This window comes from Actinoplanes lutulentus, from assembly GCF_003259845.1.
Taxonomy (GTDB): domain Bacteria; phylum Actinomycetota; class Actinomycetes; order Mycobacteriales; family Micromonosporaceae; genus Actinoplanes; species Actinoplanes lutulentus.
Genome location: NZ_QLMJ01000028.1, coordinates 127,054 through 139,982, shown reverse-complemented (window position 1 = coordinate 139,982; position 12,929 = coordinate 127,054). Strand labels below are relative to the sequence as shown.

General features: G+C 70.6%; 12 protein-coding genes. 5 read left to right on the top strand and 7 right to left on the bottom strand.

The features are described from left to right. Positions 1 to 13: 13 nt before the first annotated feature. Both B0I29_RS42185 and B0I29_RS42180 read left to right on the top strand, forming a co-directional pair. A complete protein-coding gene (locus tag B0I29_RS42185; RefSeq protein WP_220091572.1) occupies positions 14 to 1,054 on the top strand; it encodes an LLM class flavin-dependent oxidoreductase in 1,041 nt (346 codons plus the stop codon). Positions 1,055 to 1,226: 172 nt separating this feature from the next. Continuing rightward, positions 1,227 to 1,913, top strand: coding sequence for a hypothetical protein (locus B0I29_RS42180; RefSeq protein WP_111654782.1), 687 nt, complete (start codon positions 1,227 to 1,229; stop codon positions 1,911 to 1,913). Between the two features lie 8 nt (positions 1,914 to 1,921). On the opposite strand, the gene B0I29_RS42175 is transcribed toward B0I29_RS42180, so the two are convergent. From B0I29_RS42175 to B0I29_RS42165, 3 genes are read right to left on the bottom strand one after another with little or no spacing between them, the layout of a single operon-like run. Next, positions 1,922 to 2,242 (bottom strand): CU044_2847 family protein, encoded by a 321-nt coding sequence (locus tag B0I29_RS42175; RefSeq protein WP_111654781.1) that lies wholly within the window; start codon positions 2,240 to 2,242, stop codon positions 1,922 to 1,924. Positions 2,243 to 2,264: 22 nt separating this feature from the next. After that, entirely contained in the window at positions 2,265 to 6,323 is a 4,059-nt protein-coding gene (locus B0I29_RS42170; RefSeq protein WP_146617073.1) for an nSTAND1 domain-containing NTPase, read from the bottom strand. Between the two features lie 55 nt (positions 6,324 to 6,378). After that, complete coding sequence (locus tag B0I29_RS42165; protein WP_220091571.1) at positions 6,379 to 6,993, bottom strand: TetR/AcrR family transcriptional regulator; 615 nt, start codon at positions 6,991 to 6,993, stop codon at positions 6,379 to 6,381. 52 nt (positions 6,994 to 7,045) lie between these two features. On the opposite strand from B0I29_RS42165, the gene B0I29_RS42160 reads away from it, so the two are divergent. Together B0I29_RS42160 and B0I29_RS42155 are read left to right on the top strand one after the other, a co-directional pair. Then, positions 7,046 to 7,453, top strand: a complete 408-nt coding sequence (locus B0I29_RS42160; RefSeq protein ID WP_111654778.1) for a DoxX family protein — start codon at positions 7,046 to 7,048, stop codon at positions 7,451 to 7,453. Between the two features lie 25 nt (positions 7,454 to 7,478). Continuing rightward, the gene (locus B0I29_RS42155) at positions 7,479 to 7,730 is read left to right on the top strand and encodes a GNAT family N-acetyltransferase (RefSeq protein ID WP_181558257.1); all 252 of its coding nucleotides are present in this window, start codon (positions 7,479 to 7,481) and stop codon (positions 7,728 to 7,730) included. A 13-nt stretch (positions 7,731 to 7,743) separates the two neighbouring features. Here the strand turns inward: B0I29_RS42155 and B0I29_RS42150 are convergent, their stop codons facing one another. Beyond that, on the bottom strand, positions 7,744 to 8,991 hold the full coding sequence (locus B0I29_RS42150) for a hypothetical protein (protein ID WP_111654776.1): 1,248 nt from the start codon (positions 8,989 to 8,991) through the stop codon (positions 7,744 to 7,746). Between the two features lie 68 nt (positions 8,992 to 9,059). After that, positions 9,060 to 10,346 carry a hypothetical protein gene (locus B0I29_RS42145; RefSeq protein WP_111654775.1) on the bottom strand — a complete coding sequence of 429 codons (1,287 nt, stop codon included), beginning with the start codon at positions 10,344 to 10,346 and terminating at the stop codon, positions 9,060 to 9,062. Between the two features lie 104 nt (positions 10,347 to 10,450). On the opposite strand from B0I29_RS42145, the gene B0I29_RS42140 reads away from it, so the two are divergent. Further along, positions 10,451 to 11,161 carry a MerR family transcriptional regulator gene (locus B0I29_RS42140; protein WP_111654774.1) on the top strand — a complete coding sequence of 237 codons (711 nt, stop codon included), beginning with the start codon at positions 10,451 to 10,453 and terminating at the stop codon, positions 11,159 to 11,161. Here B0I29_RS42140 and B0I29_RS42135 read toward each other — a convergent pair. Then, a complete protein-coding gene (locus tag B0I29_RS42135; protein ID WP_111654773.1) occupies positions 11,148 to 11,786 on the bottom strand; it encodes a DUF998 domain-containing protein in 639 nt (212 codons plus the stop codon). The genes B0I29_RS42140 and B0I29_RS42135 overlap by 14 nt on opposite strands. 57 nt (positions 11,787 to 11,843) lie before the next feature. Continuing rightward, positions 11,844 to 12,911 carry a GGDEF domain-containing protein gene (locus B0I29_RS42130; protein ID WP_111654772.1) on the bottom strand — a complete coding sequence of 356 codons (1,068 nt, stop codon included), beginning with the start codon at positions 12,909 to 12,911 and terminating at the stop codon, positions 11,844 to 11,846. Positions 12,912 to 12,929: the final 18 nt, after the last annotated feature.

Genomic DNA, 12,929 nt, shown 5'->3' with positions numbered 1-12,929 from the left:
CTTGGAGAAAACAGTGACCCGACTCGGTTTCAACACCCGGGTGTCGTTCCCCACCGGGGAGGCGGCCCGCGGCCTGCGCGACGGCATCTCCCTGTTCCAGGCCGCCGAGGCCCTCGGATATCAGTCCGGATGGGCGTACCAGCGGCACTTCGACAACTACCTGTCATCGCCGATGCCCTTCTTCGCCGCGGCCGGTCAGCACACCAGCCGCATCCTGCTGGGCAGCGCGGTGATCCCGGCCCGTTTCCAGGAGCCGATCCTGCTGGCCGAGTCCGCCGGTACCGCGGATCTGCTCATCGACGGCCGCCTGCAGATCGCGTTCTCCAGCGGCACCGACCAGTGGGACGCGATCTTCGGATCCGTGCCCCACTCCCCGCGTGAGGAGGGCCAGCGCCGCCTGGCCCGTTTCCTGTCCGCCGTCGCCGGCGAGACCATCCACACCGTCACCGAGAAGAAGGGTGTGGGCGGGCCCCCGATCGGCACCGAACTGAAGGTGACCCCACACAGCCCCGGTCTGCGCGACCGCATCTGGTACGGCTCCGGCAGCACCGCCTCGGCCGTCACCGCCGCCCGGCAGGGCCTGCGGCTGATCACCGGGACGATCCTGCACGACGTCTCCGCCGGTGTCTCCTTCCCGCAGCATCAGGCTGACCTGATCGCCGCATACCGCTCGGAGTGGACGTCGGCCCACGGCACCGAGGCCCCGCCGGTGGCGGTGGCCGCCTCGATTTTGCCCGGCACCACTGGTGAGCTGCGTGATCGTTACGCCGCATACGACCTGGAGCGGCGCACCAGCGGCCCGCACGCGTCCCGCCCCCAGGGCGCGCTGACGCCCACGCTCACCGCCGCACTCCCGACCGGAATGCTGATGAGCCCGGTCTATCACGGCACCCCCGAAGAGGTGACCGAGTCGGTCCTGGCCGACCCGGGCCTGACGGCGGCCGACGAGATCGTGCTGTTCCTGCCGCCGGCATTCGAACTGCCCGACAACGTCAGGCTCCTCACCGACCTGGCCGAGACGGTGGCCCCCGCCCTCGGCTGGAAACCATCCTGACCCCCGGCGGCGGCCGAGCCGACCACCGTCACTTCTCCTCGCATTGATCACGCGCCACCCCCGTAGCTCGAACCGGCCCCTCGGAAACCACGCTAGGCCGGCCGGCCTAACACCGGCATAACGCAAGATCAAAGGGATTCCGTCACCGACCGCCGTGCAGCATGATGACTCGATGATCATGCGTACGGCGGCGGCGTTCGCCCTCCCCGCAGCCTTCCTCACCGCCTGCGCCACCACCGACGCCGCGCCGGAGCCGAACCCGACGACGACATCGGCCGCCACCCTCACGCCCGTCGCTCCCGGCTGCGAGCCCACCGCCGGAATCCGCTGGTCGAAGCCATCCACCGACGCCGAACTGATCAAGGTGACCCTGTTCGGCGAACAGATCACCGAATCCGACAGCACGGTGGTCCTCGACAAACCCTTCACCACGTCGATCACCCAGGTAGCAGCCCCACAGGCATGGACGGCCGCGCTGGCCGCCTCGCTCGGCAAGGAGATCGGCCGCACCGTCAAGACCGGCACCGCGGCTACCGGCACCAGCCGCCACCTGCTGCTCTCCGAAGGCCAGGACGACCCGGCCATCCCGGAGCTGCTGCTCTACGAGACCGCGGAGACGATCACCGCCACGTTCACGGTCGGCTGCGCCACCCCGGTGACCGGAACCCTCACGGCCTGGACGTCGGCCACCGCCGGCAGCGTCACCTGCGGCTCCCGCCGGGAACCCGCCGAAGCTCTCGGCCGCCTCGCCCGCGCGCACTGCCCCCGAACCGCCGCACCCGACGGTTCGGCCCGCCCGGACATCCGGTTGCCGGACGACATGGTCGGGGCCTCCGCGCGTACGATTGAAGGGTCTTGAATTGGCCCTCAGGCCACCGGGCCCCACTCCATCTTGACGGTAAAGTTGGCCTCGCTGGTCGCTCGGGCGACCACCACTCCGGCCTCGGCCGTGACCTTCACTCCGAACTCGACACTGACCCGGTCCGGCGGCTCAGCCAGCGAGCGCACGCTGTCGCGGATCGCCTCGGCGGCCGGGCGGATCTGGGCCAGTGCCTGCTCCAGCGTCTCCGAGGCCTTACCGATGATCTCGGTGGTCCGTCCGACGTTCTCCAGGCTGCCAGGTGCTGCGCTGACCTCGACGAACACGGTTCCGCCACCGTCCAAGGGCATCGCTACGACGTCAGTCATGTGATCACTCTATCGACCCCTGTCATCCGCACGGCGGGTCGGCCGGTGCGTTGTCGCGGCGGATGATCGTGGCCTCCTCATCGGTGAACGGCCGGGCGCTGAGCGCGCACAACCGCTCGAACCAGGCCTGCGGATCGAGGCGCACGACACGGCCTGCGTCCCGAGCCGGGCTGGCCAGGACGTCGCCGGTCAGCGTCCACGGACTCTTCGTGTCGGGTGCGACCACCACGCCGACGCTCTGCCCGAGACCGACGTCCCAGATCTGCACGGTGTTGACCGAGCCGAGGAGCTGCACCACGAGCAGCCCATCGCCGATGAAACCGAGCGGGATGCTCAGCTCGCCGGTCGGCACAGGCCGCCGTTCGCCGGTGGTGAGGTTCGCGACGACGATCCCGTCGGAAGTGTGCACGGCCAGCTGACTGCCGCTCGCGTCGTAGGCCGTGCCGCGGTCGTTCATCGAAGCGCCGATGTCGAGCGGCGGGCCGACGGCATGCCGCTCGCTCAGGCTCCAGATCTCGACGGTTCCGTCCTGCCGGGTCACCGCGACCTGGTCGGGATGACCCGGCCTGTCGCCGGAGATCATCGATTCCCCGTACAGCGCCTGCGAGTACGTCTCGCCGGGGCTGATCGGCAGCGGCGTGCCCACCGCCGTCCCGGTGGCGATCTCCCACCAGGTGAGGATGCCCTGATGCAGCACGATGATCCGGTCCGCCCCGCTGGGCCGCAGGGTGATCCTGGCGGCGCTGTCGCCCCCGAGGTCCCACTCGCGCCGGGGCAACGTCATGCGGTGCATGAGGGTCAGACCGGGCAACGCGTACGTCGCGAGCGACCCCGGCTCGGCGACCACCAGGTACCGGCTGTCCGCGCTGATCAATGTGGTCACGCCGGAGTTGTGGGCCCGGCCCTTCACCTGGGTGACGACCCGGCCGTCGGTAGTGTCAGAGAGCAGGATCGTCCCGTCGTTTCTGGCCGTCACCGCGTGCCGGCCGTCCGGCGTGACCACCCAGGTGCCGTCCTGTGGTTCGGGCGCCGCAGCCGGAACGAGGCGGATCCGGTACAGCGTGTTCTGCCGCACCCCGAGCAGCACGAGTCCGCCGCTGCCGTCGGCCACGGCCATCTTCGTGGACGGGGCGCCGATCGCGGCCCCGGCATCGAACGGGAGCAGCCCCCGGTAGACCGTGGCGGTCCCGGTGTGCACCATCGTGACACCACGGTGGAGCTCGGATCCACCGGTGTCGTAGACCGTGCGCATCGCCGCGTCGGCGTCCAGCGAGCCGCACCACCCGGCGTCGACGCTGTGCCGTAGCCGCCCGGTCGCGGTCTCCTGGATTCGCATGATCGGGGCGTCTTTCCCGCAGGAGACCAGCACTGCCCCGTTCTCGGCGACCGTGTACGACGTTCCGGAGAACCGCCGCAGGACCCGGCCGGTGGCCAGATCGCGCAGGGTGGCCGAGTCGATGCCGTAGTCGAGCATGGTGCCCGGATCCGCGCCGAAGTAGACGCGCGACGTGTTCTGGAAACTGGGCCGGACCGCGGTACGCACACCCGCACCGCTACCGGTGTCCCACACCCGCAGGTCGGTGTCGGAGGTGTCCAGCGCGAACCGATGCACCAGCAGCCGCTCACCGCCCGCGGAGAACGCCATGAATCCGGGGCCGTACACGTCCGCTTCACCGGCCGGGGCGATGGTCCGGGGTGCGTCCGGCCGGGCCAGGTCCCACAGGATCACCCGGCCGTTCGCACTGGCCGCGGCGACCATCCGCCCGGTCGGGTCGAGGGTGAACTCGTCCTGGCGATCCGCACCGGTCAGCGCAGTCCGCGTGACGTCGTCGCCGGTCAGGCCGGTGAGCACGACCGGCTCATCGGTCCCGGTGACGATCGCGGTGCTGCCGTCGCCGCTGGCGTGGATCTGAGTCGCCTCACCGGACCACAGCCGCTCGTAGACCCGGTCGACCGGGTCGAGCAGGCCGTACTGGCTGAGCAGGGCCCCGTACGCCTCGGAGGTCTCCGCCGTGCGCCACGCCGCCTGGGCGAACTGCAGCGACGCCGCCGGATCGGTGGCGCGGAACCGTTGTGCGTGCGCGGCGAGCTGCCGGGAGGCGGTGGCCCGCAGCTGGGCGGAGACCTGGGAGCTGCGCTGCACGGCGACCACGGCGAAGGTGCCGGCGATCAGGGCGAGCACCGAGACGACCGCGGCGAAACCGCGCAGCAGACGCAGCCGGCGGCGCTCGCTGTGCCCGCTGGCGGTGACGAACTCCGCTTCGGCGTCGCTGAGCCGCTCCGGCCGGGTGTACGCCCAGTGCCGGGCGGTGTTCAGGGCATTGCCGCGCAGCAGGACGCCCTGGTCGCGGCCCTCGCCGATCCAGCGTCGCCGGTCGGCGTCCAGCTGGAGATGCCAGGCCAGGAACTCCCGGTCCTCGGCGAGCCAGCCGGCCAGCTCCGGCCAGCTCTCCAGCAGGGCCTGGTGTGCGGGTTCGGCATATTCCGGCCGGCCCTCGGCGCCGGCGATGACGACGAGACGGCGGGCCGCGAGGTACTCGACGACCGCCCTCTGTGCCGCGTCCATCCCGGTCAGATCCAGCCTGCGCCGGCGGAACCCGGTGCCGTCCTCCGACGGGCTGGCCATGCTGGTCAGCACCTGCCGGGCGCGTTCACGCCCGGCCGGGTCCATCCGCTGGAGAACCTGTCCCGCGTGCCGGCCGAGGGCGCCGGAGACCCGGCCCAGTTCCTGGTACGCCGCCAGGGTGAGCGTGTTGCGGTCGCGCCGCAGCCAGAGCTGTTCCAGCGCGAACTCCACCAGCGGGAGCCGGCCGGGCTCGTCGGCCGCGTCGGCGACGATCCGCTCCGGCAGGCCCGATTCGAACGCCACATCGCCGGCGGTGACGGCGGCGCGTAGTTCGTCGTCGCTCATCGGCGGGACGAGTTCGATGGCGGCGTCGCGCACCACGTCGGCGACCTCGGCGTTCGTCACCTGCTCGAGGGTCGCGGCGCGCAGCGTGACGGCGGCCATCACCCGGGCGGTGCCGTCGGCGCGGCGGCGGGCGGCCCGGACCAGCCCGCCGAGTTTCACGAGGGTCTCCTGGACGGCGGCCGGGTCGGCCTCCTCCAGCTGATCCACGATGAGCAGGATGCGGCCGTCGCCGGCCGCGTCATCGAGCCCGGCGCGGCCCCCGTCACTCGGCAGGAACGGCGCGACCAGGCGGTCCAGCAGGTCGTCGACCGGCTCGCCGGGCTCCAGCCGGGCCGTCGCGGCGCGGGTCCCCTCGGCGCGCAGTGCCGGCACCACACCGGCGCGCAGCACTGATGACTTGCCGCTTCCGGACGGGCCCAGCAGCAGGAGCAGGCCACGGTCGCGGATCTGGGTGGTCAGCCGCGCGGTCAGCGCCTCACGGCCGCGGAAATGCGCGGCGTGGTCCTCGCCGAACGGCTCCAGACCGCGGTACGGCGACACCTCGGCCGGGTCCGGTACGCCCAGCCGAGGAAAGTCCCGGAACAGGTTGTCGACCGGCACCGCGTTGACCGTCCGGGTACCGGTGATGACCGAGACCACCATGCCGACCACAGCGCCGGAGGCCTTGCTCCAGACCGGCGAGCCACTGAACCCGGCCTCGACCGGTGGGTCGCCGTCGTCCACCCGCAACTGCAGCCAGCCCGAGCCGCGGGTGTTGACGACCACGCCGGCCACGCTGTCGCCGAGGGCTTCGGGGCGGCGTAGCGCGTACCCGAAAATGCGCATCGGCTCGTCCCAGACCGCGGCCGCGGGTCGCAGGCGCGCAGCCGTCAGCGACGCCGGCGGCGCGGCGGTGAGCTGCAGTAACGCGGTGTCGCCGCGGCCGGGCGTGCCCGGCGCGGTCCAGGCGAGAACCCGGGCCCGCAGACGCTCGTCGCCGCCGGGTACCGGGAAGTCCAGGTCGATCAGGTCGTCGGGCGGCTCGTCGGTGAAGGTGGTCCGCATCGCCGCGAGCAGGACGTGTGTGCAGGTCAGCACCAGGTCCGGCGCGACCAGGAAGCCGCTGCCGGCCAGCCGTCCGGCGGCGTCGCGGATGCGTGCCACCGCCATCGGTTCGGTGCTGCCGGTCACGGCCACCCCCGTCGTCCGCCGAACTGACGATCACCAATGTAGAGGGTGACGGGTCCTACAGCGGCGGCAAGGGTCGCTGCGCGACCCGCCGGGCGTCGCCCTCAACCAGGCCGAACATCCGCAGCACCGCGACCGCGGCACCCTCCGCCGAGCCCGGCGAGGAAAGTGGATCAGAATCGGACTTCAGACCGAGACGGATCACCCCGAGAACAGCTCCGCCGGCACATGCCAGCGCCACCTCGGCGTCGTCAAAACAGAGCCGCCCCACCGCGTGCCCGTGCCGCAGGAATTCCAGCGCACCCGGTGCCACGAAGCTCAGATAGCCCAGACCGGCGCGATCGATGACTTTCGCCAGGCCGGGATGCGTCGACGGGAACCGGGCGGTGAGCCGGATCGCCACCGCCAGCGCCTCGGCAGGATCGGTCAGCCCTTTCACCGCCGCCCGCACCAACTCCTGATGTTCAGCGGCGACCTCAGCGATTGCCTGGTCAAAAAGGGTCTGCTTCGACGCGAAGTGGTTATAGAAGCTTCCGAACCCGACATCCGCGGCGTCGGTGATCTCCTGGATGGACACCTCGGCGGGCGCCCGGAAGACCAGCAGCTCACGGGCCGCTCCGAGCAACGCGGCGCGGGTGCGGGCGCGACGCCGGTCGAGGCGGTTCTCGGTCACACTCACATCGTAACTGTTGAGGATTTCATCAGAACTGATAGCGTCGCCCAGCATGAAGAAGATCCTGCAGGCCGCTCTCGGCGCAACTCTCGCCTTCGCCGGCACCACGCACCTGACCGTCGCCCGCGAGGAGTTCCAGGCGCAGGTGCCGTCCTGGTTCCCGATCGACAGTGACTTCGTGGTGCTCGCCTCCGGGGCGGCCGAAATCGGTCTCGGCGTGGCCCTGCTGTCCGTGTGGAAACAGCCGTACCGCGGCATCGTCGGCGCGGCCGCCGGCGCATTCTTTGTGGTGATCTTCCCGGGCAACGTGGCACAGTGGCTGGAGCACAAGGACGGCTTCGGTTTGGACACCGACACCAAACGCTTCGTGCGCCTGTTCTTCCAGCCCCTCCTGGTCGCATGGGCCCTCGGCGCCACCGACGCCGTCAAGACGATCCGCGAGCTGCGTGGACGCCGCTGACTACGCTGCCGCCCATGATCAAAGGGTGTCGCACATCTTCCCGCAGGACCGCACCCCGCCGGCCACCTGGGGCACCGGCCTCGCTGCCGCGGCTCACGCCGCGTTGCTGCCCACATTCCAAGCCCATGGGGTACGCACACCGCGCCTGCACGTCTTCGCCGCCAACCACCGAGCCCGCCGCTTCTACGAAAAGCTGGGCTGGCAGCCGACCGGCCGATCCCGCCAGACGTCCTTCCCACCCAACCCGGTCCTGCTGGAATACCGTCTGGCCCTCTGACCGTCCGGCCCCGTCAGCGCTTGCGCGGAACTTTGCGCAGCGCCCGGTCGATGCGGTCGTTGAAGCCGAACACCCCGTACTTCACGATCCCGGCGAAGAACATCCGCAGGCCGGAGCTGGAGTGGTACTCCCGGGTCGGCTCGACGAGTTCGGTAGCCAGCTGTGACCAGCGAAGATAGTCCCAGGCCTGGAACTCGTAGTCCTGGCGCGGACGGCCCCCGATGATCGAGTCGAGTTCCTCCCGGTCGACCGCCAGGTGCACCAGCGTGGCGAGACCGGTGTTGAGCCGGTGCCCTTCGAGGAAGACCGCGAGCGCCCGCGCCTGGCTCTGCCGGGCCTCGTCCGCCGACAGTCCGAGCTCCTCGACCAGCGCGCGCTGGACCCAGCGGTCCAGCACATCGGTGTCGGCAGCATCCAGGTCGGACTTGCTCAGCTGTTCTTCGAGAGAGCACGACCAGGTACCCGGCTCGTAGGCCACCTTGTGGCTGCGGTGGGTGACCAGCACCCAGTCGTCCGCGGTCACCACCGTGGCCTGAAGCACGAAGATGTGCGGGTAGCTGATCCGTCCGTTCAGCGTCTCGCCGATCAGGCGGGTTCGTTCGCCGCCGTCGTGCGACAGGTGCCGATTCACATAGACGGCCTCGGCGTACGTGGTCTCCTGCACCCGCAGCCGCAGACCTGGATCGTCCACGAACGAATCCGGATTCTCCATGATCCGGTACTTCGCGCCGCGGGCGATCCGCTCGTCGTCGGTGCCTGCCATCCACTGCTCGAACGCCGCGGCTTCGTCCGCCCGCCGGAAACGGAAGACCGTCGGATCCAGCGTGATCCGTACCTCGTCGGACCGCCAGCCTTCGGTGATCTTCGGGCAGCTCTGCAGGACGATGTGTTCTCCCCAGGCGATCCGGCCCGGGCTGAACTGCCGCAGCCCCGGGTCGACATAGGCCGGCAGCCGCCTCGACAACCGCACCGCCTGGGAGGTGTTGCCGGTGACGGCCCGCAGGCTCACGTAGAGCACCGGCACCAGGACCAGCAGCGCGGTCGTGACGATGTTGACCCAGACGACAGGGCCACGGTCAAGGCCGTACAGACCCTGGAACACCTCGGTGAAGCTTCGCGAGTCCGAGACCTCGTTGACGAAGAGACCCAGCAGGAACGCCGTGGCGAGCGGCACGGCCGTGATCAGGCGGCCGGTGGCCCTGGTGAGGCTTTCGAAGACACGGAAGATGATCGGGCGTTCATAGACGCGGGACCACCCCATCCGTCCCCCTTCATCTCAGTCGGTCGATCTCAGCACAGTGTCGCCCACCCGTGCCACCCGTCCCGCGCTCAGAAGTGCTCCTTGAGCCAGCTCCGCCACCGCGCCACCGGATCCCGGCCGCCGGTGCCCGGCAGCGCGTGCAGGATCTCCTCGTCCGTCGGGTGCCGGGCCGCCAGCACCGCCGTCCGCAGCACCGCCCGGTCCACCGCGTCACCACCGGTGAGCTGCAGGTTCGTTTCGCCGCGCGGCATCAGGTATCCGGACTGCTCCTCCACCGCCCCGGACCCGGTGCCGTGGCGATAGACCAGGCCATCCGGCTCGTTCTCACAGCGCATCCCCGCGCAGAACGCCTCGGCCGACATCGCGTCCTGCATCATGATCAGCACGGACTCCGGGCCGCCGCGGCCGGCCAGTGGCTTGAGCTGCACCCCGTCCGCCAGAACCGGATCGAGGCGGAAACCGGGCAGGTCGGCGACGAAGAGGCCCTTCTCCCCGGTCCGGTGCAGAGCCTCCAGATCGGCCGCGACAGCCGGTCGGACCGTGCGAGCACCCTGGCGCAGCACATCCCGGTCCACGGCCGGCGGTGCTGAGACGATCACGGTGAGGTCGTGGCTGCGTACCTCGTAGCCGTGGGTGTCGGCGCCGTGCCGGTAGACCAGTCCCCCGGGCTCGTTCTCACACGGCAGGTAGTCCAGGCGCGTCCCGCTCGTCACGTCCCGGCAGAGGGGCCGATCAAAAGCGGCCACGTTCGCGTGCAGCAGTGGTGGAATCGTCGCGTGGTCCTCGGGCATGAACGCGCGGGAGCCGAGCCGGTTCGCGTACTCATCTCCGGCAGGCAGATAACCCGGAACCGAGACCACGAAGAGTGACCCGCGCTCCTCGCCCGCCGCCGTCAGGCGGAGGTCGACCTCGTCGGGGCCGGTGGCCCGCAGCGCGATCGACGCTCCGGCGAAGGCGACCGGCAGCACCAGCCAGGCGGCGACCCGCGTCCAGCCGCGCTGCAGCATGCCGGCCACGACGGCGTAGGGCGCGCCGGCCAGCAACAGGTGTCCATGATCGGGCGTGACCAGCGCGGCAAGCACCACCCAGCCCGGCGCAAGCAGGACCGTGCCGGCGCCCATGACCGAAAAGGCCCACACCGAGCCACTGAGCGACACGGCGGAGCCGGTGGCGGCGGCGATCGCGCGGAAGGCCAGCCAACCGGCGATCAGCACGACGATCAGGACGGGCACCGCCACGCCGCCGGCGAAGAGGGTCAGGAGCAGACCGTAGTAGGTCGCGGCCACCAGCCCGGAGCCGGCGATCCCGGCGAGGATCAGCTGCCCGATCCCGGGATACCGCGGCGGATCATCCATGTCCGAGCAGTCTGCCCAACGCGGGCAACACTGCCGGGCGCGCCAACTGATCCCGCAGCCACAGATATTGACTCTCATCCGGCCTGAGGCTCGAAACTTGAGCGGTGAACGGTGATGATCTGATCAATATCGGCGCGGTCGCCGCGGCGACCGGCCTGACCGTCCCCGCCTTGCGCTACTACGACGAGATCGGTCTGCTCAAGCCCGCTCAGGTCGATCCCGGCAGCGGTTACCGGCGTTACCGCCAGGACCAGATCGCCGATGCCCGCCTGGTCTGCGGCCTGCGCGCCGTGGGCGTGCCGATCGACGACGTTCGTGCGCTGGTGGGCCGGCCGGCCGATCAGGTGCGGACAGCACTGGGCGCGCACCGCGAACGGTTGGTCGCTCAACTCCGCGAGATGTCGCAGCGGATCGTCGCCGTCGACGAATTCATCGAGAAGGGAACCCCCATGCCCGCATTGCGAACCGCTCGTCCGGTGCAGATCCGCGTCACGGTCGCCGACGTCCCGAAGGCGGCTGCGTTCTACACGGCCGCGTTCGACGTCGTGTTCAACGAAGCCATCTCGTCGGTGCAGTTCGGCACGTACCGCAGCGACCAGTTCTTCCTGATCACGCTGGAGGAGCATGACCGAGAGGGATCACGGCAGGACGGCACCCGGTTCGGACTGCTCGTCGATGACGTCGATGACGCTCATCGTCGTGCGCTCGAGGCCGGCGGCACCGAGGTTCATCCTCCTGCCGACTTCGCCTGGAAGCCGCGCACGTCGTGCGTGCGTGACCTGGACGGGAACGTCATCGACCTCAGTGCGGGATGAGCGAACTCCGGGACCTGGTGGTGGCCGACCACCTGGCCAGCAGCATCACCGTGATCACCTCGGCAAGGCCGAGCAGCCGCTCCACACCGCCGAGCGGAATCGCACGCCACCAGCGCACCCCGGTCCACGGTTCGGCCAGCACCGCCGCGAGGATCGGCGTGAAGCAGAGCAGCGCGATCACCGCAGCCGCCACCACCAGCCGCGCGCCGCGCTCGGCACGCCGGGGAAGCGCCGCGAGCAGCGCACCCACCGGCAGGCTCAGGAACGCCACGACGCTGGCCACCCGGTGAATGTCACCGTTGATCGACGGCCCGACCGCCCAGTTGTGTTTCTCGAACCAGACCACCCCGACCAGCCCGGCGATCCACAGCAGGATGCCGGTCACCGCGCCACGCCCCGCCAGCCCGGCGCGCAGCAGCGCGACAAGAATCGCACCCGACCCGGCCGCCAGCAACAGAACCGCGGTGTCAAATGCCCAGCCGTTCTCCATCAGCGCGTACTGACTGATCGTCCGCCGGCTCCAGTCCAGGTCGGCGGTGGGCGGCACCACGTGCAGCCCACCGAAGAGCACCAGCGCCGCGAGCACGCAGACGCCTCCGGCCGCGGCGAAGATCCGATCACTCATCACCCCAAGACTGCCACGCACGCTTCAACCCTCTTTGGGTACGCACGAAGCAGGCTCCTAAGCAGCCGCCCGGCGCTTGTCGTGCTTGTGCTCGTACATACGGTGGTCCGCCACCCGCAGAAGGTCGGCAAGAGTGGCGTCGTCGCCCGGCGGGCGGGAGGCGACACCGACGCTCACGCCGACGCGGGCGATGCCGCCGCCGACGTCCACCGGTTCCGCGACCGCCCGTACCCAGGTCTCGACCGCCGGCGTGGCATCCTCGGCCGCCACGCCGGGCAGGACGACGGCGAACTCGTCGCCGCCCAGCCGGACCAGCAGATCATCGGCACGCATCCGGGCGCGCAGACGCTCGGCGACAGTCGTGAGCAGCAGGTCACCGGCATGATGGCCGTACACGTCGTTGACCTGTTTGAAGCCGTCCAGGTCGAGCAGCACCACGGTCAGCCGGCCGGGTTCTGCCGCTGCTTCGTACTCCTGCAACGCCGCCCGGTTCGCCAGCCCGGTCAGCGGATCGGTGCGGGCCTGACGGGTCATGGCGAGCCGGGCGGCGTGCAGTTCGGTCACGTACCGGTCCAGGCTGTTCGCCTGCACACCGGCCGTCGCCGCGGTGACCAGGAGAACGACGACGGCCAGCACCACTCCCGCCCCGTGCGGCGAGTTCGGGCCCCCGTCGCCGAGGACGATCCCGGCGACGAGGGCGGCCGACACCACAACCCAGGAGATCAGGACACCGGTCAACGTGTGCCGGGTCGCCGCGGAGAGCAGGGCGAGCACCGCGGTGGGCCAGACCGGCACTCCGGCGACGCTCTCGATCACCAGCATCGGGCTGGCCACGGCGAGGACGTCCAGCACGGTCTGCGCCGTCGCGACCCACCGATATCGGCCGCTGTCGGCGTGGCGCAGCCGGAAGACCGCCAGGGCCATGGCCACCGTCAGCTGCAGGGCGATCACGGTCGACACCTGCCACAGCGCCGGCTGCCAGGTGGTGGTCCAGCGGACGTCGCCGGGTGCTCCCAGGACGACGGCTCCGACCATCACCATGACGCAGACCCGGGTCCACAGGGCGACCCGTTCCAGGGCGTGACGGTGCGTCAGGTCGTGGTGGGCCGCTGTCCCGCCGCTCATCAAACGCCCTCCGCAGTG